The organism is Dickeya ananatis (genome assembly GCF_019464615.1).
GTDB classification, from domain to species: Bacteria; Pseudomonadota; Gammaproteobacteria; order Enterobacterales; family Enterobacteriaceae; genus Dickeya; species Dickeya oryzae.
Map to the genome: position 1 here is coordinate 1,075,969 of NZ_CP040816.1, position 24,911 is coordinate 1,100,879.

At 52.3% G+C, this 24,911-nt stretch carries 22 protein-coding genes; 16 read left to right on the forward strand and 6 right to left on the reverse strand.

What is annotated here, in order from left to right; translation table 11 throughout:
- Nucleotides 1-19: 19 nt before the first annotated feature.
- The 6 genes from purF to hisP all read left to right on the forward strand — a co-directional run bounded on the left by purF (nucleotide 20) and on the right by hisP (nucleotide 5,695).
- Nucleotides 20-1,537: an amidophosphoribosyltransferase gene (gene purF, locus FGI04_RS04690; RefSeq protein ID WP_038905025.1), complete on the forward strand. Its 1,518-nt coding sequence runs from the start codon at nucleotides 20-22 to the stop codon at nucleotides 1,535-1,537.
- 138 nt (nucleotides 1,538-1,675) lie between these two features.
- The gene (locus tag FGI04_RS04695) at nucleotides 1,676-2,251 is read left to right on the forward strand and encodes a UbiX family flavin prenyltransferase (RefSeq protein WP_496111671.1); all 576 of its coding nucleotides are present in this window, start codon (nucleotides 1,676-1,678) and stop codon (nucleotides 2,249-2,251) included.
- 385 nt (nucleotides 2,252-2,636) lie between these two features.
- Nucleotides 2,637-3,416, forward strand: coding sequence for a lysine/arginine/ornithine ABC transporter substrate-binding protein ArgT (gene argT, locus FGI04_RS04700; protein ID WP_210192593.1), 780 nt, complete (start codon nucleotides 2,637-2,639; stop codon nucleotides 3,414-3,416).
- 68 nt (nucleotides 3,417-3,484) lie between these two features.
- Nucleotides 3,485-4,174 carry a histidine ABC transporter permease HisQ gene (locus tag FGI04_RS04705; RefSeq protein ID WP_342700404.1) on the forward strand — a complete coding sequence of 230 codons (690 nt, stop codon included), beginning with the start codon at nucleotides 3,485-3,487 and terminating at the stop codon, nucleotides 4,172-4,174.
- On the forward strand, nucleotides 4,167-4,883 hold the full coding sequence (locus FGI04_RS04710; protein WP_016941096.1) for an ABC transporter permease: 717 nt from the start codon (nucleotides 4,167-4,169) through the stop codon (nucleotides 4,881-4,883). The genes FGI04_RS04705 and FGI04_RS04710 overlap by 8 nt, the downstream gene beginning before the upstream one ends.
- Before the next feature lie 38 nt (nucleotides 4,884-4,921).
- Nucleotides 4,922-5,695, forward strand: a complete 774-nt coding sequence (hisP, locus tag FGI04_RS04715) for a histidine ABC transporter ATP-binding protein HisP (RefSeq protein WP_016941095.1) — start codon at nucleotides 4,922-4,924, stop codon at nucleotides 5,693-5,695.
- Nucleotides 5,696-5,736: 41 nt separating this feature from the next.
- Here the strand turns inward: hisP and FGI04_RS04720 are convergent, their stop codons facing one another.
- Together FGI04_RS04720 and yfcG are read right to left on the reverse strand one after the other, a co-directional pair.
- The gene (locus FGI04_RS04720) at nucleotides 5,737-6,645 is read right to left on the reverse strand and encodes a TIGR01777 family oxidoreductase (RefSeq protein WP_342700405.1); all 909 of its coding nucleotides are present in this window, start codon (nucleotides 6,643-6,645) and stop codon (nucleotides 5,737-5,739) included.
- Between the two features lie 308 nt (nucleotides 6,646-6,953).
- The gene (yfcG, locus tag FGI04_RS04725) at nucleotides 6,954-7,583 is read right to left on the reverse strand and encodes a GSH-dependent disulfide bond oxidoreductase (RefSeq protein WP_407336359.1); all 630 of its coding nucleotides are present in this window, start codon (nucleotides 7,581-7,583) and stop codon (nucleotides 6,954-6,956) included.
- 251 nt (nucleotides 7,584-7,834) lie between these two features.
- Here yfcG and yfcE point away from each other — a divergent pair, with 251 nt between their 5' ends.
- Nucleotides 7,835-8,386: a phosphodiesterase gene (gene yfcE / locus FGI04_RS04730; RefSeq protein ID WP_407336360.1), complete on the forward strand. Its 552-nt coding sequence runs from the start codon at nucleotides 7,835-7,837 to the stop codon at nucleotides 8,384-8,386.
- A 93-nt stretch (nucleotides 8,387-8,479) separates the two neighbouring features.
- Entirely contained in the window at nucleotides 8,480-9,094 is a 615-nt protein-coding gene (yfcD, locus tag FGI04_RS04735; protein ID WP_016941091.1) for an NUDIX hydrolase YfcD, read from the forward strand.
- A 103-nt stretch (nucleotides 9,095-9,197) separates the two neighbouring features.
- Here yfcD and pta read toward each other — a convergent pair whose 3' ends face one another.
- Together pta and ackA are read right to left on the reverse strand one after the other, a co-directional pair.
- Nucleotides 9,198-11,339: a phosphate acetyltransferase gene (pta, locus tag FGI04_RS04740; protein WP_016941090.1), complete on the reverse strand. Its 2,142-nt coding sequence runs from the start codon at nucleotides 11,337-11,339 to the stop codon at nucleotides 9,198-9,200.
- Between the two features lie 89 nt (nucleotides 11,340-11,428).
- Nucleotides 11,429-12,631: an acetate kinase gene (ackA, locus tag FGI04_RS04745; protein ID WP_407336361.1), complete on the reverse strand. Its 1,203-nt coding sequence runs from the start codon at nucleotides 12,629-12,631 to the stop codon at nucleotides 11,429-11,431.
- 467 nt (nucleotides 12,632-13,098) lie between these two features.
- Here ackA and yfbV point away from each other — a divergent pair, with 467 nt between their 5' ends.
- The 4 genes from yfbV to FGI04_RS04765 all read left to right on the forward strand — a co-directional run bounded on the left by yfbV (nucleotide 13,099) and on the right by FGI04_RS04765 (nucleotide 16,862).
- The gene (gene yfbV, locus FGI04_RS04750; protein ID WP_342700408.1) at nucleotides 13,099-13,554 is read left to right on the forward strand and encodes a terminus macrodomain insulation protein YfbV; all 456 of its coding nucleotides are present in this window, start codon (nucleotides 13,099-13,101) and stop codon (nucleotides 13,552-13,554) included.
- Nucleotides 13,555-13,690: 136 nt separating this feature from the next.
- The gene (locus FGI04_RS04755; protein WP_012885405.1) at nucleotides 13,691-14,185 is read left to right on the forward strand and encodes a YfbU family protein; all 495 of its coding nucleotides are present in this window, start codon (nucleotides 13,691-13,693) and stop codon (nucleotides 14,183-14,185) included.
- A 38-nt stretch (nucleotides 14,186-14,223) separates the two neighbouring features.
- Nucleotides 14,224-14,880, forward strand: a complete 657-nt coding sequence (locus FGI04_RS04760) for a sugar phosphatase (RefSeq protein WP_407336362.1) — start codon at nucleotides 14,224-14,226, stop codon at nucleotides 14,878-14,880.
- Nucleotides 14,881-15,026: 146 nt separating this feature from the next.
- Complete coding sequence (locus FGI04_RS04765) at nucleotides 15,027-16,862, forward strand: SLC13 family permease (protein WP_407339965.1); 1,836 nt, start codon at nucleotides 15,027-15,029, stop codon at nucleotides 16,860-16,862.
- Between the two features lie 64 nt (nucleotides 16,863-16,926).
- Here FGI04_RS04765 and yfbR read toward each other — a convergent pair whose 3' ends face one another.
- Together yfbR and FGI04_RS04775 are read right to left on the reverse strand one after the other, a co-directional pair.
- Nucleotides 16,927-17,526: a 5'-deoxynucleotidase gene (gene yfbR / locus FGI04_RS04770; RefSeq protein WP_342700411.1), complete on the reverse strand. Its 600-nt coding sequence runs from the start codon at nucleotides 17,524-17,526 to the stop codon at nucleotides 16,927-16,929.
- Between the two features lie 171 nt (nucleotides 17,527-17,697).
- Nucleotides 17,698-18,912 carry a pyridoxal phosphate-dependent aminotransferase gene (locus FGI04_RS04775; protein ID WP_012885401.1) on the reverse strand — a complete coding sequence of 405 codons (1,215 nt, stop codon included), beginning with the start codon at nucleotides 18,910-18,912 and terminating at the stop codon, nucleotides 17,698-17,700.
- 1,337 nt (nucleotides 18,913-20,249) lie between these two features.
- Here FGI04_RS04775 and lrhA point away from each other — a divergent pair.
- The 4 genes from lrhA (at nucleotide 20,250) to nuoC (ending at nucleotide 24,909) form a co-directional block, all read left to right on the forward strand.
- Nucleotides 20,250-21,182: a transcriptional regulator LrhA gene (gene lrhA / locus FGI04_RS04780; protein WP_342700413.1), complete on the forward strand. Its 933-nt coding sequence runs from the start codon at nucleotides 20,250-20,252 to the stop codon at nucleotides 21,180-21,182.
- 673 nt (nucleotides 21,183-21,855) lie between these two features.
- Nucleotides 21,856-22,299 (forward strand): NADH-quinone oxidoreductase subunit A, encoded by a 444-nt coding sequence (locus FGI04_RS04785; protein WP_012885399.1) that lies wholly within the window; start codon nucleotides 21,856-21,858, stop codon nucleotides 22,297-22,299.
- An 18-nt stretch (nucleotides 22,300-22,317) separates the two neighbouring features.
- Complete coding sequence (locus tag FGI04_RS04790) at nucleotides 22,318-22,992, forward strand: NuoB/complex I 20 kDa subunit family protein (protein WP_012885398.1); 675 nt, start codon at nucleotides 22,318-22,320, stop codon at nucleotides 22,990-22,992.
- Nucleotides 22,993-23,109: 117 nt separating this feature from the next.
- On the forward strand, nucleotides 23,110-24,909 hold the full coding sequence (nuoC, locus tag FGI04_RS04795; RefSeq protein ID WP_168366050.1) for an NADH-quinone oxidoreductase subunit C/D: 1,800 nt from the start codon (nucleotides 23,110-23,112) through the stop codon (nucleotides 24,907-24,909).
- Nucleotides 24,910-24,911: the final 2 nt, after the last annotated feature.

A 24,911-nucleotide genomic window follows, 5' to 3' on the forward strand; every position in this document is an offset into this window, starting at 1 on the left:
CTGATGAGGAAAAGACCACATGTGCGGTATTGTCGGTATCGCCGGTTTTACACCGGTCAACCAGTCGATTTATGACGCGTTAACGGTGTTACAGCACCGTGGGCAGGATGCCGCAGGCATCGTCACCATTAATGAGACCAATTGCTTTCGCCTGCGCAAAGCCAATGGTCTGGTGAAAGATGTGTTTGAAGCCCGGCACATGCAACGGTTGCAGGGCAATATGGGGATTGGCCACGTGCGCTATCCCACCGCGGGCAGTTCCAGCGCCTCAGAGGCCCAGCCTTTCTATGTCAACTCTCCGTTCGGGATTACGCTGGCTCACAACGGCAACCTGACCAACGCCCATGAGTTGCGTCAAAAGCTGTTTGAAGAAGGCCGTCGTCACGTCAATACCACGTCGGATTCCGAAATTCTGCTGAATGTCTTTGCCAAAGAGCTGGACCGTTTTCAGCACTATCCGCTGGAAGCGGATAACATTTTTGCAGCGGTAGCGGCCGTGCATCAGCAAATTCGTGGCGCTTACGCCTGCATTGGCATGATTATCGGCCACGGCATGGTGGCGTTCCGCGATCCAAACGGTATCCGTCCGCTGGTGATCGGCAAGCGTGAACTGGAAGATGGGCGTAACGAGTATATCGTGGCGTCGGAGAGCGTCGCGCTGGATACGTTGGGCTTTGAATTTCTGCGTGATGTGGCACCGGGCGAGGCGGTATACATTACCGAAAACGGCCAGCTGTTTACCCGTCAGTGTGCGGAAAACCCGAAAAGTCACCCGTGCCTGTTCGAGTATGTCTATTTCGCGCGCCCTGACTCCTTCATCGACAAAATTTCAGTCTACAGCGCACGTGTGCGCATGGGGCAGAAGCTGGGTGAGAAAATTGCCCGCCAGTGGGAAGAGCTGGATATCGATGTTGTGATTCCGATTCCCGAGACCTCCTGCGACATCGCGCTGGAAATTGCTCGCATTATCAATAAACCGTACCGCCAGGGGTTTGTGAAAAACCGCTATGTCGGCCGTACTTTTATCATGCCGGGTCAGCAAACCCGTATCAAATCCGTGCGCCGTAAGCTGAATGCTAACCGGGCGGAATTCCGCGGGAAAAACGTCCTGCTGGTGGATGATTCTATCGTGCGTGGCACCACGTCCCAGCAGATTGTGGAGATGGCACGTGAAGCGGGCGCCCGCCGGGTCTATCTGGCGTCTGCCGCACCGGAAATTCGCTTCCCGAATGTGTACGGCATTGATATGCCAAGCGTGAACGAGCTGATTGCTCACGGTCGTGAAGTGGAAGAAATTCGTAAGATCATTGGTGCCGATGCTCTGATTTTCCAGGACCTGAACGATTTGATCGAGGCGGTGCGGGAAGATAATCCGGAAATCGTCCAGTTCGAATGTTCAGTGTTCAACGGTGTTTATGTCACCAAAGATGTGAATCAGGATTATCTCGACTACCTGGAAGCGTTGCGCAATGACGATGCCAAAGCGATGCGTAGCCAGAATGAAGTCGAAGATCTGGAACTGCACAACGAAGGTTGAGCATCATCAGCTATCGACCGATAACGATACAGGGAGCGCAAGCTCCTTTTTTTGTCACTGTTATTCTTGCCAATCTGTAGGTGATGCGGCAAAGTCAGCGCACAAGTTGTGAGTACCGCTGCGGCGGTGGCCCGTGAGGTGAAAATGAAACGACTGATTGTCGGTATTTCTGGCGCCAGCGGCGTGATATATGGGGTGCGGTTGTTGCAGGTGCTGCAACCGGTAAATGGGGTTGAAACCCATTTGGTGATGAGCCCGGCAGCCCGGCAAACACTGGCGTTGGAAAGCGATCTAACCGTGCGCGATGTGCAGTCGCTGGCTGATGTGGTGCATGATTCGCGTGACATTGCCGCCAGCATTTCATCCGGTTCGTTTAAAACCGCAGGGATGGTGATTCTGCCGTGTTCTATCAAAACGTTATCTGGGATTACCCACAGCTATACCGATAGTTTGCTGACTCGTGCGGCTGACGTGGTGCTGAAAGAACGCCGCCCGCTGGTGTTATGTGTACGAGAAACGCCACTTCACATCGGCCATTTACGCTTGATGAATGCCGCCGCAGAAATGGGGGCGGTTATCATGCCGCCGGTGCCTGCGTTTTACCATCGCCCACAAACTGTGCAAGATATCATCGATCAGACGGTCAATCGGGTACTTGACCAATTTGATATCGAGTTGCCGCAAGATCTCTTTACACGCTGGCAGGGCGCGTAAGCCTTTCATGTGAAATCCCCTCGCGGCGCTATTATCGCTTCTGGCTGCCTGACGATAGTGTCATGGGTTGCACTATTTTGATGCGTATTATTTTTATGGTGCACATCGATGCACCATGATTGTGCGCATCATGCAGGATGGTGTCGCGCTATCATCCCTTTCTATTGCTGATACCAGGATAATTTATTGATTATATTGATGTGATTGTCATGGTCACGGAATCTGATTTTATGCAGAGTGGCATATTTTTTATGGCATAAAATTTGCTATATTTTGACAACCAGCACATAAATTAATGCACACAGCAAACGTATTCATCACAGCGGTTTTGCGTTCGCCGTCAACATCACTTAGGCATAGACAATCATAAAATAAGGGTAATGCAATGAAAAAAATGTTGAAACTTTTGCCCCTTGCACTGGTATTCGCTGCAGGCAGTGCGTTCGCCGAGGTTCCGAAAAATATCAAGATTGGTACCGACCCGACGTACGCACCGTTTGAATCCAAGGATGCCAGTGGTCAACTGGTCGGGTTTGATATCGACCTGGCAAAAGACTTGTGCAAACGCATTCAGGCTAATTGCACCTTCGTAGAAAGTGATTTCGACGCGTTGATCCCGTCGCTGAAAGCGAAAAAGATCGATGCCATCATCTCCTCCCTGTCTATCACTGAAAAACGTCAGCAGGAAATTGCGTTTACCGACAAACTGTATGCGGCGAATGCTCGCCTGATCGCGAAAAAAGGCTCACCGATTGTGCCGACATTGGACGCGCTGAAGGGTAAACGTGTCGGCGTATTGCAGGCATCCACGCAGGAGGCTTACGCCAACCAGTACTGGCAGCCGAAAGGGGTGGATGTGGTGGCCTACCAAAACCAGGATCTGATCTATGCCGACCTGACTTCCGGGCGCATCGATGCAGCCTTCCAGGATGAAGTGGCGGGCAGCGAAGGTTTCCTCAAGCAGGCTGCGGGTAAAGATTATGCGTTTGCTGGCCCGGCGGTGAAAGACGACAAACTGTTTGGCGTCGGTACCGGTATGGGACTGCGTAAGGACGAAACCGATCTGAAAGTGGCGCTGGATAAAGCGTTTGCTGATATGCGTAAAGACGGTACCTACGACAAACTGGCGAAGAAGTACTTTGACTTCAACGTGTACGGTGATTAAGCCTTCCTGATTAGCCACTGCCTGCCCGGTGCGGGCAGTGGCATGTCTTTTCTGAGCGGATTGATGTAATGCTTTATGGCTATTCCGAATTAATCATGGATGGCGCGCGCATGACGTTGCAACTGGCGTTGTGCTCGCTGGTGCTGTCACTGCTGATTGGTCTGGTGGGCGCGGCGGCGAAGCTCTCATCCAGTCGATTGCTGTCCGGCTTTTTTTCTGGCTATACCACCCTGATTCGCGGCGTACCCGATCTGGTGCTGATGCTGCTGATTTTTTATGGGTTGCAGATGGTGCTTAACAGCATCACCGAAACGCTGGGTGCGGCTCAAATCGATATCGACCCGATGGGCGCCGGGATTATTACGGTGGGATTCATCTACGGCGCGTACTTCACTGAAACCTTCCGTGGTGCCTATCTGGCAGTGCCGCGTGGTCAGATTGAAGCGGCTGTGGCGTTTGGCTTTACGCCGATGAAGGTGTTTCGCCGCATTATGTTTCCGTCGATGATGCGTTTTGCGCTGCCGGGCATCGGCAACAACTGGCAGGTTATCCTGAAAGCGACGGCGCTGGTGTCGCTGCTGGGGCTGAGCGATGTGATCAAAGCAACGCAATTGGCGGGGAAAGGCACGCACCATCCGTTCTTTTTCGCCATTGTTGCCGGTGTGCTGTATCTGGTTTTTACCACCCTTTCCAACGGGGTGCTGTGGTGGCTGGAAAAACGCTACTCGCAGGGAGTCCGGAAAGTAAATTATGAGTGAGATTCTACAACAATATTGGCAGGCCCTGCTGTGGAGCGACGGCTATCGCCTTACCGGGCTGGCGATGACACTGTGGCTGCTGATTATCTCGGTGACCCTCGGTGGTCTGATGGCGGTTCCGTTGGCGGTAGCCCGCGTTTCGCCGCGTCGTCGTTACTGGCTGCCGGTATGGGTTTTTACCTACGTGTTTCGCGGTACACCGCTCTACGTGCAACTGCTGGTGTTTTATTCTGGCGTGTACAGCCTGGAGATCGTGCGTGGTACCGATTTGCTGAATGCCTTTTTTCGCAGTGGTCTGAATTGCGCTATTTTGGCGCTGGCGCTCAACACCTGTGCCTATACCACGGAGATTTTTGCCGGTGCTATTCGTTCGGTGCCGCATGGTGAAATCGAAGCGGCACGCGCCTATGGCTTTTCACGCTTCAAACAGTATCGCTGCATCATTTTGCCGGGCGCGTTGCGCATCGCCTTACCGGCTTACAGCAACGAAGTTATCCTGATGCTGCATTCTACTGCGCTGGCGTTTACCGTCACGGTGCCGGACTTGCTGAAAGTAGCGCGCGATATCAATGCCGCCACCTATCAACCGTTTTACGCCTTTGGCATTGCAGGGGTGATGTACCTGGCGATATCGTTTGTACTGATTGCGTTGTTCAGGAAGGCAGAACGCCGCTGGTTACGGCATCTTCACACCCGTTCATCCCATTAACCGTTCATTCCATGAAATAGTGCAGGAACAGATAAAGCATGCAGAATAATAAGCTGATGGTGACGGAATTGCGTAAGCGTTATGGTCAGCATGAGGTGCTGAAAGGCATTTCATTAGAGGCTAAAGCCGGGGACGTTATTTCGATTATTGGATCATCGGGGTCGGGGAAGAGCACCTTATTACGGTGTATCAACTTTCTGGAAAAACCGTGCGAAGGATCTATCCATGTGAATGGACAGGAAATCCACATGGTGCGGGACAAAGACGGTCAGCTCAAAGTCTTTGATAAAAAGCAGCTACAGTTGCTGCGTACCCGGTTGACGATGGTGTTCCAGCATTTCAACTTGTGGAGCTTCATGACGGCGCTGGAAAACGTCATGGAAGCGCCGGTACAGGTGTTGGGGCTGAGTAAGGCGGAAGCCCGTAAACGCGCGGAGTTTTATCTGAATAAGGTCGGGATCACCGGGGCGTCACAGGAGAAATATCCTTCTGATTTGTCTGGTGGTCAACAGCAGCGTGTTTCCATTGCCCGCGCACTGGCGATGGAGCCGGATGTGTTACTGTTTGATGAGCCGACTTCCGCGCTGGACCCAGAACTGGTGGGCGAAGTGCTGCGCATCATGCAGCAACTGGCGGAAGAGGGTAAAACCATGGTGGTGGTGACCCATGAAATGGAGTTTGCCCGGCATGTGTCGAGCCATGTGATTTTCCTGCATCAAGGGGTAGTGGAAGAGGAGGGCCCGCCGGAGGCCGTATTCGGCAACCCGCAAAGCCCTCGTTTGCAGCAGTTCCTGTCTGGTGCGCTAAAGTAACGCGGCGCACGTCACACGCTCCTCGCGCTGGTTGAAATAACTCAGCTGGCGCGAGGGTGCAACAAGTCGTTCAAGGCTTCTTCCAGCTCGAAAAAGCGAAAACCGAACCCGGCTTTCTCCAGTTGTTGGGGAATGGCCCGCTGTCCGCCCAACAACAGTGTCGCGGCTTCGCCCATCAGTATCCTGAGTGCCCAACCGGGTGTGCGCATAAAGCCGGGGCGATCCAGCACATTCGCCAGCATGGCGGAGAATTTCTCGTTACGCACCGGATAAGGCGACACCATGTTGAAGGGGCCGTTCAGCATGGGGGTATCCAGCAGGTATAAAATAGCATTGGTCATATCATCAATATGAATCCACGGCAGGTATTGCCTGCCAGAGCCTATCGGGCCACCTAACCCGAGGCGGAAAACCGGCAGCATTTTTGCCAGCGCGCCGCCTTCTGCCGATAACACCACCCCAGTACGCATCAGGCATACACGGGTCTTATCGCTTTCTGCCTCCAGTGCCAATGCTTCCCAACGGGCGCAGAGCTCGTGGGTAAAATCATCGTGAGGCGGCTCATCTTCGGTCACCAGCGCCTGTCCCTGATCGCCGTAATAGCCAACGGCTGAGCCGGACAAAAACACCGCAGGCGGCGTCTGACTGTGGCGGATCAACTGTGCCAGTTGCCGGGTGATGTCCCAGCGGCTATGGCACAGACGGGCTTTCTGGGCTTTGGTCCAGCGTTTATCGGCGATAGGCTCCCCCGCCAGATTGACAACGCCATCGAAGCCATCCAACGAGGTCTTATCTTCCAGTCCGTGCCAGTAAGTAACCTGATCGCCCAGGAGTCGCCGCGCGCGTTCCGGCGAGCGGGAAACGACGGTGACCTGATGTGACAGTGACAACAAACGCGCAATCAGATGACGCCCAATAAGGCCGGTTCCCCCGGTAATCAGTAGCTTCATAAGCTGGCCTCGCTTTGTGTATCAGGTTATTCCCTTGGGAGTGATGGTGGTGCTTTATACGCTGGCATCGCGTTGACTCACTCTGATTTCAGCATAGATGATTCATCTGCACCTGCCGGTGATATTACCCACATCTCAGGGAATTTTTATCAGTGGAACAAGCACTTTTCAGGGTAGTCGAAACAGCATAGCGTGATGGGGTGACAACAGAAAGCGCAGTGATAGCCTTCGGGGTGACAGCGAGAGTGAAGGGAGGGGGAAGACCCCACGCCCGGAACACCGGACGTGGGACTCTCATGCGATTTTTATCAGGCTTTGGTTGCCAGTTGGTAGGCACGCTCTGTGGCCGGACGTTCGCGAATGCGCTCAAACCAGCCTTTCACCGCTGGGAAGTCGTCAAGATCAATACGCTGGCGTTCATGTGACACTACCCAGGGATAGGTAGCGATATCGGCAATACTGTATTCATTGCCAGCAAGCCAGGTGTGCTCAGACAACTGCTTGTTCAACACACCGTATAGCCGTTCCGTTTCTTTCTGATAGCGGTCGATAGCATAGGGTACTGGCTGCGGAGCATAGTGATTGAAATGATGGTTTTGTCCCAGCATTGGGCCAAAGCCTGCCATTTGCCAGAATAACCATTGCAGGGTGGTAGCGCGCTCCCGCATGTTAGTACTCAATAGCTTGCTGGTTTTTTCCGCCAGATAGAGCAAGATAGCCCCGGATTCGAACAGGCTGAGCGGGGTTCCCTGATCTGCCGGTTGGTTATCCACAATCGCGGGGATTTTGTTATTCGGGGAAATCGCCAGGAACGCGGGCTTGAACTGGTCGCCAGCGCTGATATCCACCCTGTGCAATTGGTAAGGTAATTGTGCTTCTTCCAGGAACAGGGTGATTTTGTGACCGTTAGGCGTCGGGGCATAATACACATCAATCATGAATCATCTCTCCAGTGGGGGAGTCATTGGCCTGAGGCAGAAGACTCCGAAAAGCAATTGGCAGACAAAAGCCTAGCACCTTAGCGGATAAGACATAAATAACCGTTATGGCTATTCTTTTCCTTTCATACAGATAGCGCTACGGTATTGGCTCCTCTCGAAAAGCGTCAGGGCTGATAATTTTGCCTGTGATGACATGGGTTTTTGGTACTATAGCAAGACTGAATGTATTCACACATCGGGATAGAACCATGAAACTGATGTTTGCCTCTGACCTGCATGGCTCACTGTCAGCCACTGAAACCCTGCTGGAGCATTTTGAACAAAGCGGCGCTGACTGGCTGATTCTGCTGGGCGATTTTCTTAATCACGGCCCCCGCAACCCGTTGCCGGATCGTTATCAACCTGCGGATGTCGCGAGTTTATTGAACCGTTATGCGTCGCAGATTATGGCGGTGCGGGGAAATTGTGACAGCGAGGTTGACCAGATGCTGCTGCAATTCCCCATTACTGCCCCCTGGCAGCAGGTGCTGTTACCGGGCAACCGCTTATTTTTAACCCACGGGCACCTTTATCATCCGGAAAAACGACCACCGCTGCACGCCGGTGATGTGCTGGTGTTTGGTCACACTCATATCCCAGTAGCCGAGCGACGTGATGATATTTTTTGCTTCAACCCCGGCTCCGTCAGCCTGCCGAAGGGCGGTTACCCTGCCAGTTACGGCTTACTGGAAAACGGCGTGTTGCAGGTTGTGCCATTACAAGGCGGGGAGACTATTGCGCAGGTTGCGATTAGCCACTAATTTAGACGCTACTACTCTCAGGTTACATCGATAATTCCAATATTTCTAAAAACTGATGCGCATCAGCGCGTGATGACGAAAGGGTTTCAGAGGATGGTGGAACAAACACAGACGGCAGGTACAGAGTGGGTCGACATCGTTGATGAGAACAACGAGGTGATTGCCCAGTCGAGCCGCCAACAGATGCGTGCTCAGCATCTGCGACACCGCGCTACCTACATTGTCGTACATGATGGCATGGGCAAGATTCTGGTCCAGCGCCGTACCGAAACCAAAGATTTTTACCCCGGCTGGCTGGATGCGACTGCAGGCGGCGTGGTGCAAACGGGTGAGAATCTGCTGGAGTCGGCGCGCCGTGAGGCGGAAGAGGAATTGGGTATCGCGGGTGTTCCGTTTGCCGAACACGGCCTGTTTTATTATGAAAGCGATGATTGCCGGGTGTGGGGCGCGTTGTTCAGTTGTGTCATGCATGGCCCATTTGCCTTGCAAGCTGAAGAGATTGACGAGGTGAGCTGGCTGACACCGGAGGAGATTACCGCGCGCTGTGATGAGTTCACCCCGGATTCACTCAAAGCGTTATCGCTTTGGCTAAGCCGCAACAGCGGCAGCAACAATGATTACATCAAGCCGACACGTGTGACGTCACGCGCTCAAAACGAGGAGCCGAGCGGAACACAAGACCATGATACCGTAGAAGAAGAGCATTAATTGTCGTTGCGGTAATAATGGGTTGCATAAAAAACGCCAGCGGATGCTGGCGTTTGTGTTTCTGTCGTTGCGGCATATCAACCGATGCACCGCAACACCCTCATCAGGCAATCTGGGTAGCCTGAATAGCGGTCAGGGCTACGGTATAGACGATGTCGTCTACCAGCGCGCCACGGGACAGATCGTTAACCGGTTTACGCATGCCTTGCAGCATTGGCCCGATGGAAATCAGGTCGGCAGAACGCTGTACCGCTTTGTAAGTGGTGTTACCGGTGTTGAGGTCCGGGAACACGAACACGGTGGCTTTACCCGCAACCGGTGAGTTCGGTGCTTTGGACTGTGCAACGTCAGCCATGATAGCCGCGTCGTACTGCAGCGGACCGTCAATGACCAGATCCGGGCGTTTTTCCTGCGCCAGACGGGTTGCTTCGCGAACTTTATCCACATCGCTGCCCGCACCAGAGTTACCGGTGGAGTAGGAGATCATCGCCACACGCGGGTCGATGCCGAAAGCGGCAGCCGAGTCGGCGGACTGGATAGCGATTTCAGCCAGCTGTTCAGCCGTCGGGTCCGGGTTGATGGCGCAGTCGCCATACACCAGTACCTGCTCTGGCAGCAGCATGAAGAACACGGAAGACACCAGTGAGCTGCCCGGTGCGGTTTTGATCAACTGCAACGGCGGACGAATGGTGTTAGCGGTAGTGTGAACGGCACCGGAGACCAGACCGTCAACTTCGCCTTGTTCCAGCATCAGGGTACCCAGAACCACGTTGTCTTCGAGTTGTTCGCGGGCGACCACCTCGGTCATGCCTTTGCTCTTACGCAGTTCAACCAGACGCGGGACATAGCGTTCACGGGCTTCAACCGGGTCGATAATTTCGATACCTTTACCCAGTTCCACACCCTGTGCAGCGGCGACACGCTGGATTTCATCCGGGTTGCCCAGCAGCACGCACTGTGCGATACCGCGTTCGGCACAGATGGAAGCGGCTTTAACGGTACGCGGTTCGTCGCCTTCCGGCAGTACGATACGTTTGCCAGCCTGACGTGCCAATTCGGTCAACTGATAGCGGAACGCTGGCGGAGACAGGCGACGTGAACGCTCAGAGGTGGCGGTCAGGGAGTCGATCCACTGGGCATCGATGTGGCGAGCCACGTATTCCTGCACTTTTTCCACACGCTCATGGTCGTCCGGCGGCAGTTCCAGATTGAAGCTCTGCAGGTTCAGTGAGGTCTGCCAGGTATTGGTCTTGACCATGAACACCGGCAGGCCGGTCTGGAAGGCACGTTCGCACAGCTTGCTGATAGCCGGGTCGATTTCGTAACCGCCGGTCAGCAACAGGGCACCGATCTCAACACCGTTCATGGCAGCCAGACAGGCGGCAACCAGTACATCCGGACGGTCAGCAGAGGTCACCAACAGTGAACCAGGGCGGAAATGCTCCAGCATGTGCGGAATACTGCGGGCGCAGAACGTTACCGATTTCACGCGACGGGTCTGAATGTCGCCCGTGTTGATAACGCGTGCGTTCAGGTGGTTGGCCATGTCGATGGCGCGGGTGGCGATCAGATCGAAGCTCCAGGGAACGCAACCCAGAATCGGCAGCGGGCTGTTGGCAAACAGCAGCTTCGGATCGATGTTGGCAACGCTGGCTTTGGTCGAGTCATCAAAGATCTCAGACAGATCAGGACGGGTGCGACCCTGTTCATCGACCGGTGCATTCAGTTTGTTGATGATAACGCCGGTGATGTTTTTGTTCTTGCTGCCGCCGAAGCTGGAACGTGCGATGTCGATACGCTCTTTCAACTGTGCCGGGGAGTCATTACCCAGCGCCAGTACGAAGACGATTTCCGCGTTCAGCGTTTTGGCGATTTCATAGTTCAGCGCATTGGCGAACTGGTGCTTACGGGTCGGAACCAGACCTTCGACCAACACGACTTCTGCATCTTTGGTATTTTCGTGGTAGCGAGCGATGATCTCTTCCAGCAGAACGTCCTGCTGGTTGCTGCTCAGCATGGATTCCACGTAGCTCATTGCCAGCGGTTCAGCGGCTGGAATGGCGGATGTGGCGCGAACGATAGTGGTGGTTTGATCCAGTGTGCTATCACCGGAACGTGGCTGGGCGATAGGCTTGAATACGCTCAGGCGCACGCCTTTTTGTTCCATGGAACGAATGACACCCAGGCTGACGCTGGTCAGGCCCACGCTGGTGCCAGTAGGAATCAACATGATTGTACGGGACACGGCTTAACCTCTGTTTGCGGTTGCTCGTTGTTCAAAAACGATGCTGCTAAAACAACTCCGTCAGCCTGGGCTGACGGAGTGGGGGAGACTTAGGCGGTCAGGCTCAGTGCATCCTGAGCGATGACCAGTTCTTCGTTGGTCGGGATAACCAATGCCGGACGGGTACCGTCTTTAGCGATGTTGCCGCCTTTGCCGAAGCGGGCAGCCAGGTTACGCTCGTGGTCAACGTCGAAGCCCAGCAGACCCAGTTGCTTCAGCGTCAGCTCACGGACCATGGCGGCGTTTTCACCGATACCACCGGTGAAGATAACCGCGTCCAGACGGCCTTCCATCAGCGCAGAATAAGAACCGATGTACTTCGCCAGACGATGGCAGTACACGTTCATCGCACGCTTGGCGTCTTCTTTGGTCTCGTAGTTATCTTCCACGTAACGGCAGTCGCTGGTCACTTCAGTCAGGCCCAGCAGACCGGATTCTTTGGTCAGCAGTTTGTTGATGCTGTCTACGCTCATACCCAGGGAATCGTGCAGGTGGAAAACCACCGCCGGGTCGATATCACCACTGCGGGTACCCATCACCAGACCTTCCAGCGGTGTCAGACCCATAGAGGTATCAACGCATTTGCCGTTGCGAATCGCGCTAACAGAACCGCCATTGCCCAGATGGCAGGTAATGACGTTCAGTTCGTCTACCGGCTTGTTCAGGACTTTTGCCGCTTCACGGGAAACAAAGTAGTGGCTGGTACCGTGAGCGCCGTAACGACGGATGTGATGTTCTTTGTATAATTTGTAAGGCAGGGCGTACAGGTAGGCTTCTTCCGGCATAGTCTGATGGAACGCGGTGTCAAAAACAGCGATGTTCTTGTCTTTCAGGTGCGGGAATTCTTTCAGTGCTTCTTCGATGCCGATCAGGTGAGCCGGGTTATGCAGCGGTGCGAATGGAACCGCATCTTTGATACCCTGCAACACTTCGTCGTTGATCACAGCGGACTGGGTGAACTTCTCGCCGCCATGTACGATACGATGACCAATCGCTACCAGTTGAGCGGAGAGTTCCGGCTTCTGGCTGAGGATGGTGTTAACGATAAAACTCAGTGCTTCACTGTGGGCGGCACCGGCACCCAGTGCGGCTTCCTGTTTGCCGCCATCGATTTTCCATTTGATGCGCGCTTCGGGCAGATTGAAACACTCGGCCAGACCAGACAGGTATTCATCCCCGTTAACGGCATCAATGATGGCGAACTTCAGAGAAGAACTACCGCAGTTAAGAACCAGTACTAACTTACTCGACATGGAAGTACCTACTTGTTATACATGGTTAAAAAAATGTCATACAACGACTAGCGTAGCGCAGAAGACGGTTGACATTTATGATTAACATCATGACCGGGTCAACTTTCCAGACATGACAACGGAAAACACCGATGTTGATCGACTGGCGGCGTATGGACGCCCTGACGAGGTGACATCGGCGCAGCAAAAAACGGCGACAGCAAATACCCGTGAGGGTGCTGCGCGCTAAATCAACAGTGGCCCGATTTGCTGAATGACAGGGTAACACGCTGCCTGAAAACACACAGACACGACAGTAACACTACAGCGAATACCAAACGGCGGTCAGACGGCTTTTATCGCGGCCAAAAGGCTATTTTAGGATACCGATAGCAATCATTAAACACAAAATATATTTTAAGGTTGTCAATTGCAGTTGGTGATTTGTACAAATTTTTTATTTTTTATACATGAAATTGAGGTTGAGCGTGACAACGAAACCCTCCGGTAAAACAGGATGGCTACAACGGTTCCGTCTTGGTCAGCACTATATGAAAACCTGGCCTGCGGATAAGCGTCTGGCGCCGGTGTTTCCTGAAAATCGTGTGGTGCGAGCCACCCGGTTTGCCATTCGCATCATGCCGCCACTGGCCGTATTTACCCTGACCTGGCAAATTGGATTGGGCGGGCAATTAGGCCCGTGCGTGGCAACGGCGCTGTTTGCGCTTAGCTTGCCAATGCAGGGGTTATGGTGGCTGGGGCGTCGTTCGGTGACACCGTTACCGCCTTCTTTATTACACTGGTTTCATGAAATTCGTAATAAGCTGCTGGAGTCAGGGATGGCGTTGGCACCGGTGGAGGGGGAGCCCACTTATCAGATGCTGGCGGATGTGCTGAATCGTGCCTTCAAGCAACTTGATAAGACATTCCTGGACTCTCTTTGATGTAAACCCGGTTTTTAGCCAAAGACGCTGAGTTTTTTTCCATTCGATTCTGTTTTAAATCAAGAAACGACTGCCAGTCAGTGTGCGATTCTGCTGTCAATATCCCTTTCGTCGGAATCAGATTCAGGAGTGCACCATGGAAATGACCAATGCTCAAAGACTTATCCTGTCTAACCAGTACAAAATGATGTCGATGCTGGATCCCGATAACGCAGAGCGTTACCGTCGTTTGCAAACCATTATTGAACGAGGATATGGGTTGCAAATGCGGGAACTGGATCGCGACTTTGGCGATTTGAGCGAAGATGTGTGCCGTACCCTCATCAATGTCATGGAAATGCACCATGCGTTGCAGGTGTCCTGGGCCAACCTGAAAGAAAAACCGGATATGGATGAGCGCCGCCTGGCGTTTTTGGGTTTCGATGCGGCAACGGAAGCGCGTTACCTTGGCTACGTGCGCTTTATGGTGCATGTGGAAGGCCGTTATCCTCATTTTGATTCCGGCACGCATGGCTTTAACTCACAGACCAAAATGTGGGATAAATACGTCCGCATGCTGGCGATTTGGCAATCCTGCCCACGCCAGTATCACCTGAGTGCGGTGGAGATCGCACAAATCATCAATGCCTGATTAGGTTCAGGGGCAGATAAGTAAAGAAGGGGCTTTTTGTGGAGTGTAAAGGTTTTCTGTTTGATCTTGACGGCACGCTGGTGGATTCATTGCCAGCGGTGGAGCGGGCCTGGAGTAACTGGGCACGAGATCATGATATCGCGCCGCAGACGGTCCTGGATTTTATTCATGGTAAACAAGCTATTACCTCGTTGCGTCATTTTCTGGCAGGTGCCAGCGAAGAGACTATCCAACGAGAGTTTGTTGAGCTGGAGCAGGTTGAAGCGACGGATACGGCAGGCATTGTCGCTATGCCAGGTGCACAGGCGTTGCTGACTCGTCTGGATGAGCTGGATATCCCGTGGGCGATAGTGACGTCAGGAACGGTGCCGATTGCCCATGCCCGCCATCGCGAGGCGGGGTTGTCTGCTCCGCGTGAGTTTATTACCGCAGAGCAGGTAGCACGTGGTAAACCGAACCCGGATGCTTACCTGCTGGGGGCGCAACGTTTGGGGCTGTCACCCGCAGAGTGTGTCGTGGTAGAGGATGCGCCAGCCGGCGTGCTGTCGGGTTTAGCCGCTGGGTGCAAAGTTATCGCGGTGAAGGCACCTGCTGATACGCCACGTCTGGATGAGGTGGATGCCGCATTATCTTCTCTTGAGCAATTGCAGATTTCGCGTACAGTGGATGGCTGGGTGACTATCACCCTGAAATGATGACGCAAACCCCGCTAAACATGATCAAGACCCTGCTTTGTCAGGGTTTTTTTATGGCATTCTGGGCTTAAGCGGCTCCCTCGGAAGAACAACTTCTGACCGGAGTGCCGCCTGATGAATAAGGACTGTTAACGTCAGGAGGAGGCATGTTGAGCAGTTCGCTAGTCTGGGTCGTCATTCTGTTATCGATTGCCATTGTGTTGTTTGCCACCGGTAAGCTGCGCATGGATGTGATCGCGTTGCTGGTAATCGTCGCGTTTGTCTTGAGTGGTACGCTAACGCTACAGGAGGCACTGATTGGTTTCAGCGATCCAAACGTATTCCTGATCGCGGCGTTGTTTGTGATTGGTGAAGGCTTGGTGCGAACAGGCGTCGCTTATCAGGTCGGCGACTGGCTGATGCGTGTGGCCGGTCAGAGTGAAACCCGCATGCTGATTTTGCTGATGTGCACGGTAGCATTGCTGGGGGCTTTCATGAGCTCGACCGGCGTGGTGGCTATTTTTATTCCCGTGGTGCTGAATGTCGCCGCACGAATGAAAACGACACCAGCCCGTCTGATGATGCCGCTGGCTTTCGCTGGGCTTATCAGTGGGATGATGACGTTGGTGGCGACGCCACCCAATATGGTCGTCAGCAGTGAGTTGATGCGAACCGGAATGGCCGGGTTCAGTTTTTTTAGCGTCACGCCTATCGGTGTCGTCGTTCTGTTGACCGGGATCGTGTACATGCTGGTTGCGCGTTTCTGGCTGACCGCAACAGATAGCGATGGTCAGAAAGACGGGTGGAAGCGTAAAACGTTTCGGGATCTTATCAGGGAGTATCGCCTGACCGGGCGGGCGCGTCGGCTGGCGATCCGAACCGGATCACCGCTCATCGGTCAACGTCTGGACGATTTGCGATTGCGCCAGCGCTATGGCGCCAATGTGGTTGGGATTGAACGCTGGCAAAAATTCCGGCGCATTATGGTGAGCGTCAGCGGTAATAGCGAGTTACGGCTCAATGATGTGCTGCTGGTCGACATGTCGGCATCGGAGGTCGACCTGCGTGAGTTTTGCGCCACCCAGCGGCTGGAGCCGATGGTGCTGCGCGGCGAATATTTCTCTGAGCAGGCTCGCGATGTCGGTATGGCGGAGGTCTCGCTTATCCCGGATTCCGGGCTCTTGGGCAAAACGTTGCAAGAGGTTGCATTTCGTAGTCGCTATGGGTTAACGGTTGTCGGCATTCGCCGGGACGGTGAGGCAATGGAAGGGACACTGGCTGACGAAGCGTTGAAGCTGGGCGATATCCTGCTGGTTATCGGCGACTGGAAAAACATCCGTTTGCTACATCAACATAAGCGTCATTTTATTGTGCTCAATTTACCGGCGGAAGTCGATGACGTCGCTCCCGCCAGTAATCAGGCCCCGCATGCGTTATTTTGTCTGGCGCTGATGGTGGCGATGATGCTCACCGACGAAATTCCTAACGCGATTGCTGCCTTGATTGCGTGTTTGTTGATGGGGCAGTTCCGCTGTATCGACATGGAAAGCGCCTATCGCGCAGTACACTGGCCTAGCCTGATTCTTATCGTCGGGATGATGCCGTTTGCGCTGGCATTGCAGCAAACCGGTGGGGTTGCGCTGGTGGTAAAAGGGCTGATGGAAATTGGCGGTGATGCCGGGCCGCATGTGATGCTGGTATGCCTGTTTCTACTGTGCGCGCTGACGGGGTTGTTTATTTCCAACACGGCGACGGCGGTCTTGATGGCGCCGATTGCGATTGCTGCGGCAGAACAGATGCAGGTTTCGCCTTACCCGTTTGCAATGATCATTGCGATTGCCGCTTCGGCTGCATTTATGACGCCGGTTTCCTCGCCGGTTAATACGCTGGTTCTGGCACCTGGCGGATATCGTTTCAGCGATTTTGTTCGGGTTGGCGTACCGTTTACCCTGGTAGTGATGGTCGTTAGCGTGGTGATGGTGCCCTGGTTATACCCATTCTGACCGGCAAACGAGGAGAACAGCCTGAGGCCTGACTCAGGCTGTTTGAGTTGACCTGCAAGAGCGATTACAGCGGCGATTCCTGGCTGATTTCGTCCAGCGACAGGCTGAAACTTGGAATAAACACCGTCATGAAGTAATCCATTTCCGGGCTGTGGCGTTGCTGGAGCGTTTTTTCCAGTCGCGCTTTGGCCAGCAGAAATTCATTATTGCCTGCTGATAGCTCTTCCAGACACTTCAGGTACGCGCAAAGCGCATCCGCCTGTTTAACAATCGCCTGTTCTTCTTCACTGATGTGGGATTCGTCCAGCAGTGGGCTGAAGTCCTGTTGCAGTTCGGCAGGTAACATGGCGATCAGGTTATGGCGGGCGATTTTTTCGATTTTCTTATATTCGTGGGCAATCTGTGCGTTGTAATACTTAACCGGGGTGGGCATGTCGCCGGTCAACACTTCGCTGGCATCATGGTACATGGCCAGCAAGGCAATACGGCCAACATTGATATTACCGTTGAATTTACGGTTTTTGATCACGGCAAGCGCGTGCGCGACAAAGGCGACCTGCAGACTGTGTTCGGAGACATTTTCTGTCCGGACATTGCGCATCAGCGGCCAGCGGCTAATGAGTTTCAGGCGGGATAAATGAGCGAAGAAGTGACTCTGGACCATGAACATCTCTCGGCGTAAGGCAATAGAGGTTCATTGTGGCGGCTCTGACATCAAGAAGCAAATCAGGGCTAGCCTGAAAAAAGCAGGTGTAGTGAAAGGGTCAGAATAAGAGAAGAGGTCAGAATAAGAGGAAGGTTGCGTCCGGCACCGTGCAGAGCCGGACGCAGCGCACTACTGGTGATACCCTTCCAGGAAACGGCCCAGTTTGTTGATTGCCATGTCCAGATCATCAACACGCGGCAGCGTCACGATACGCAGGTGGTCCGGTTCCGGCCAGTTAAACGCGGTACCTTGCACCAGCAGCACTTTTTCCTGCAGCAGCAAATCCAGTACCAGTTTCTGGTCGTCGTGGATATTGAACCGTTTGGCGTCAATGCGGGGGAACATGTACAGCGCGCCATTGGGTTTAACACAAGAAACTCCGGGGATCTGGTTAATCAGTTCCCAGGCACGATTGCGCTGTTCATACAAGCGCCCGCCTGGATGAATGAATTCACTGATACTTTGGTAACCCCCCAGCGCCGTCTGGATCGCATGCTGCATCGGCACATTAGCGCACAAGCGCATGGATGCCAGCATTTCCAGGCCTTCAATATAACCGCGGGCGTGTTTTTTCGGGCCATTGAGCACCATCCACCCCTGGCGGAACCCGGCGACGCGATAGGTCTTGGACAGGCCGTTGAAGGTCACAGTCAGCAAATCCGGTGCCAGTGCGGCAATGGAATGATGCTGGGCGTCGTCATAAAGGATTTTGTCGTAAATCTCGTCGGCAAAAATGATCAGGTTATGCTGACGCGCGATTTCAACCACTTCCAGCAGCAGCTCTTTACTGTATACCGCTCCGGTCGGGTTGTTCGGGTTAATAATGACGATCCCTCGGGTACGAGGGGTGATTTTGCTACGGATATCATCCAAATCCGGGAACCAGTCGGATTCTTCATCACAACGGTAGTGCACGGCGTTGCCGCTGGAAAGCGAAACCGCGGCGGTCCACAGTGGATAGTCCGGTGCAGGCACCAGCATTTCGTCACCGGTATTCAGCAACGCCTGCATTGACTGGACAATCAGCTCGGATACGCCGTTACCGATGTAGACGTCTTCCAACGTGACATCACGCATATCGCGTGCCTGATAGTGCTGCACGATAGCCTTACGGGCGGAGTACAACCCTTTTGAGTCACAGTAACCTTGCGCGGTTGGCAAATTGCGGATGACATCCACCAGAATTTCATCTGGGGCATCAAACCCAAAAGGTGCCGGGTTGCCAATATTCAGCTTAAGTACCTTGTTGCCTTCTTCTTCCAGTCTTTTTGCTTCTTTTAGTACTGGGCCACGAATATCGTAACAAACGTTTTCCAGTTTTTTCGATTTTTCTATCGGTGACATGTAACAAGCCTTTTACAGGATCCTATTCCTGATGAGTAATCGCCTAACGACACTAATGTACTCTTCCCGTCGTGTGTTTTGAAGAATCATTACTATGGCTGTGACGATGCTTCCAGATTCGTGATTCTCGACATGGCGGCGATAAACAGCACTTGCTGTTAACGGAATGTTCTGAAATTGTGGCGGCGTTTTTATTTTTCGACCACATCCCGAAGTAGATGACCAGAAAAAAACCATCTGGCTTCGTCCGATAATTCGATCTGGCTCGCATAACGATGCGTTAATCATCTTATGGTGAAGGCTGGGGAATAATTTCGGTCACTCATTGACGTAATTGAGATACCTGTTTTAAGTGCTGAAACCGGTATCATAAAATGGTCGATGAGTTCTGGTGTCATAAAAACCATTTTTTAAATAGGGTAATAACAGAAGCGCAAGCAAATGTTTCTTTGTGGAGCTGCACGGAATGTTCTCTTATTGGTGATGAAATAAAAACTATCCAAGGCGCTGATAATAAAAAACCAGAGTATTTAACCGAATAGCGTAAATGACTGCACGGAAATAAAAAGAACAGGTCTATCTTGCCGTAAATACGATAATTATTTTTCCGTTGGAACTCACAGCGTATAACTTCATGAAAGTTTATGTTACATATGACATTTTTGTGTATTTTTTGATTCTTTTACAAAAAAGAAATAATCTTTACATAAAAAATGTGTCACAGAATGATAGTAACTCACTGTATTAGTTGTGATTGTGCCCGAAGATTGCAGAGTGCTTACGGATGGCAGGTTAGCAGCAAGAGCATCGATAGATGCAGATTCATCAGGCTGGTTGATGGGTTCTGCGGCGGGATTAAATCGAGATTTCAAACGTAATAGTGTGATTTGAAGGTCTGCCGATGTTTTGTGCGTAATGTCTTTTTCAAGCAAACAAACAATCAATGATGCACAAAGTATGCGTCAAAAGTGAAAAATAAGAGATGTCGTATATTTTGATGGCAGTGGCTCATAAAGTAAGCGCAATCAGAATCTTATATCTGCTGACAGTCAATTTCGGGGCAATGAGATAGCTGGTGTTTTTTTCATTTTTATTTTACTATCTAAAATAATAAAAGGGTTCTTCTTGATGGTCTGATTCCGTAATAAGATGCTTAAATAGGGAGGGTAGGGGAGAGAGGTGATTCGGGGAAAGGAATATAGTAGAGATAGCCTTTTGCCGTAACCGTTCGTCTGCGATACTGTTCGTCTTTTATTGTGCATCCGGCCTTTGTCGGGGCATCAACATCAACACCAGGTATGTTTGTTAAAAATTAAAATAGATAAGTGAAGAGCCGTATGACAAATACAAGTCGCCCTGTCCTCAACCTTGATCTCGATCTGTTGAGAACGTTCGTCGCTGTTGCAGATTTGAATACGTTTGCGGCAGCCGCTGTCGCTGTGTGTCGAACACAGTCGGCGGTAAGCCAGCAGATGCAGCGTCTGGAGCAGTTAATTGGTAAAGAGCTGTTTGCCCGCCACGGGCGAAACAAGCTGCTGACTGAGCATGGCATCCAGTTTCTCGGGTATGCCAGAAAAATTCTGCAGTTTAATGATGAGGCGTGCGCCTCACTGATGTATAGCGATATTCAGGGTACGCTGACTATCGGTGCCTCTGATGATACGGCGGATACTATTCTGCCTTTCATCCTGCAGCGTGTGACTACCGTATTTCCGAAATTGTCGATTGCGGTCAGTATCAAACGCAGCGCAGAAATGGCGGATATGCTACAACAGGGGAAAATTGATCTGGTCATTACTACGTCTAATGCCGAGGATCTACCCCATGTGTTGCTGCGTACATCACCGACGTTGTGGTACTGCGCTGCCGACTACCAGTATCAGCCGGGAGAGACCGTTTCCCTGGTGGTACTGGATGAGCCGAGCCCGTTCCGTACGCTGGCGCTTGAGCAACTGACTGCGGCGGGTATTCCGTGGAAAATTTCCTATGTCGCTTCTACGTTGTCTGCCGTGCGTGCGGCGGTGAAAGCAGGTCTGGGGATTACGGTTCGTTCAGTCGAAATGATGAGCCCGGAGTTGCGCGTGTTGGGTGAAGAGGAAGGGCTGCCTAAACTGCCTGATACTCGCTACTATCTGTGCAAGAATCCGGATCATGACAACGAGCTGACGAACGCTATTTTCAGCGCTATCGAGTCTGGTACGCGGTCTCATCTGCTGCCGGTGAGCGCCGCTGGGGCAGAAAACGATATGCGTGAGCCGCCCAACGACTGATCCGTTACGCGATATTATCAGTATATCAACATGGCGGGGCGATAAGCCTCGCTATGTTGTGTTCTTTGATTGTTTCTTTTGATAGTGTTTTTGCCCCGCCGATTCACTCCCCGCTTTCCCCACTGATGAGGGGTTATCACTACATTTTCCAACCGCTTATCATTATTCCGCACGTCGTTGCGTTCCCGTTTTATTAAAACTGCTTTTCTTTTTTTTTAAAGCCATGTTGATCGAATGAAAAGGCGAATGGGTGAGCAACTGGCGCAATTTTTTTACTAACATAAATGAAAAAAGTGTGTTCTGGATCAAAAAATACCCCTATTAACCCTATGGGGGAACAGGAATTCTTGTCGAAAATGGTATAGTCACCCAGCCTCTTAAGGGGTTTTTGCAGGAGGAATCGTTAACGTGAGGTGATTGACTGACTCGATTTAGTTACCGCGTTACACACAAAATGTTAACGAAACCACGTGCATGTAAAGTAATGTGCTGTTATTTTTAGTGGCGTTGAAAATAAGGTTACATAACAGGGAATCAGACCGCATTAAAGCGCTGCTTAACCTTATACGTTGTGGCGTTTTTGTGGCGAAAAATCCTTCCTTTTAATCGATGTGGCGACAAACTGCCGAGTAAAGAGCAGGTGTCTGATCACTTTTGATGAGTAAGCAAGAGTATGTCAACAACTACTGAAGTCCTCGCCCATCACTGGGCTTTTGCGCTATTCGTTATCATTGCTGTAGGTCTCTGCGGCTTTATGTTACTCGGCGGCTTCCTGCTAGGAGGCAGAGCCCGGGCACGACACAAAAACATCCCTTATGAATCAGGTATCGCTTCTGTTGGCTCAGCGCGGTTGCGCCTTTCTGCCAAGTTTTACCTGGTTGCCATGTTTTTCGTTATTTTCGACGTTGAAGCTCTCTACCTCTACGCCTGGTCAGTTTCTGTCCGGGAAAGTGGGTGGATAGGCTTCGTCGAGGCTACAATTTTCATTTTGGTGCTGTTGGCTGGTTTGGTCTATCTGGTGCGCATCGGCGCGTTGGACTGGACGCCTGTGCGTTCCAAAAGACAAGTCGTGAAATCCAATGTCGTGACCCAGACCACTAACACTCATCAGCAGTAATAGCGAGGCATTTAGAAGATGGATTATACGCTCACCCGCATTGACCCGGACGGTGAGAACGACCGTTACCCCCTCCAGAAGCAAGAGATTGTCAGCGATCCGCTTGAGCAGCATGTCAATCGCAGCGTTTTCATGGGCAACCTGGAACAGTCGCTGCACAGCATGGTCAACTGGGGGCGCAGCAATTCCTTGTGGCCTTATAACTTCGGTCTTTCCTGTTGCTATGTAGAAATGGCCACATCCTTTACCTCGGTGCACGATGTGGCGCGCTTTGGTTCCGAAGTTATTCGTGCTTCACCGCGTCAGGCGGATTTCATGGTCGTGGCCGGTACGCCGTTCTTAAAAATGGCGCCGGTCATTCAGCGTTTATACGACCAGATGTTGGCACCTAAATGGGTTATATCCATGGGAGCCTGTGCGAATTCCGGCGGTATGTACGATATTTATTCCGTAGTGCAGGGGGTTGATAAGTTCCTGCCGGTCGATGTGTACATCCCTGGATGCCCGCCACGTCCGGAAGCCTACATGCAGGCACTGTTGCTGCTGAAAGAGTCTATTGGTAAGGAACGCCGTCCTCTGTCATGGGTGGTAGGCGATCAGGGGGTTTACCGCGCGAACATGCAATCCGAGCGCGAACGTAAACGAGGCGAGCGCATTGCGGTAACCAACCTGCGTTCTCCTGATGAGATTTGACCCCTGTGAGTGAAGGCTGTAGTGGCTACGTAAGATCACGGTAAATTCATATCACGATAAACGTGTGTAGCCATCATCAGTCACAGAAATAGCACATTTACTGTGGTGACATAATTTATGACAGATTTAACGACGCACGATGTCGCTCTGCCTGCATGGCAAACCCGTGATCACATGGATGATCCGGTCGTTGGCGAGCTGTGTAACCGTTTTGGGCCGGAAGCATTCACCATCCAGGCAACCCGTACCGGCCTGCCGGTAGTTTGGGTGAAACGCGAGCAATTGCTGGATGTAGTGGTTTTCCTGAAAAAACAGCCTAAACCCTATGTGATGCTGCTTGACCTGCATGGTGTGGACGAACGTCTGCGTACCCACCGCCAGGGGTTGCCGGATGCTGATTTTACCGTTTTCTACCACTTTATTTCGATTGAGCGTAACCGCGATATCATGCTGAAAGTGGCATTGTCTGAAAACGATCTCAACATGCCTACCCTGACCAAACTGTTCCCTAACGCCAACTGGTATGAGCGTGAAGTGTGGGACATGTTTGGCATCACTTTTAAAGGTCACCCCCACCTGACGCGCATCATGATGCCGCAGACCTGGCAGGGCCACCCGCTGCGCAAGGATTTCCCTGCGCGTGCTACCGAATTCGATCCTTTCGTGCTGACCAAACAGCGCGAGGACATGGAGATGGAGTCCCTGACCTTCAAACCAGAAGAGTGGGGGATGAAGCGCGGTACGAATAACGAAGACTTCATGTTCCTGAACCTGGGGCCGAACCACCCGTCTGCGCATGGTGCCTTCCGTATCATCCTGCAGCTCGATGGTGAAGAGATTGTCGATTGTATTCCTGATATCGGCTATCACCACCGTGGTGCGGAAAAAATGGGTGAGCGCCAGTCCTGGCACAGTTATATCCCTTACACCGACCGTATCGAATACCTCGGCGGTTGTGTAAATGAAATGCCTTATGTGCTGGCGGTAGAAAAACTGGCGGGTATAGAGGTGCCGGAACGCGTGAAGGTGATTCGCGTCATGCTGTCCGAGCTGTTCCGTATCAACAGCCACCTGCTGTACATCAGTACCTTTATTCAGGACGTCGGTGCCATGACACCGGTGTTCTTCGCGTTTACCGATCGTCAGAAAATCTACGACTTGGTCGAAGCGATTACCGGCTACCGTATGCACCCGGCCTGGTTCCGTATCGGCGGTGTTGCACATGACCTGCCGCGTGGCTGGGAGCGTCTGCTGCGTGAGTTCCTTGACTGGATGCCGGCTCGTCTGGACACCTACATCAAAGCCGCGCTGCAAAACAGTATTCTGAAAGGGCGTTCACAGGGTGTTGCCGCTTACAACGCTAAAGAAGCGTTGGAATGGGGTGTGACTGGCGCAGGCCTGCGTGCTACCGGCATCGCATTCGATGTGCGTAAAGCCCGTCCTTACTCTGGCTATGAAAACTTCGACTTTGAGATACCGGTGGGTGATGGCGTTAGTGATTGCTACAGTCGCGTCATGCTGAAAGTGGAAGAGCTGCGTCAGAGTCTGCGTATTCTGGAACAGTGCCTGAAGAACATGCCGGAAGGTCCGTTCAAGGCTGATCATCCGCTGACTACGCCGCCACCGAAAGAGCGCACGCTGCAACATATTGAGACGCTGATTAACCACTTCCTGCAGGTTTCCTGGGGCCCGGTGATGCCGGCTAACGAATCATTCCAGATGATCGAAGCGACCAAGGGAATCAACAGTTATTACCTGACCAGCGACGGCAGCACCATGAGTTACCGAACCCGTATTCGCACGCCGAGCTTTGCGCACCTGCAACAGATCCCGGCGGTGATTCGTGGCTGTCTGGTATCCGACTTGATCGTATACCTCGGTAGTATTGATTTTGTCATGTCAGATGTGGACCGCTAATT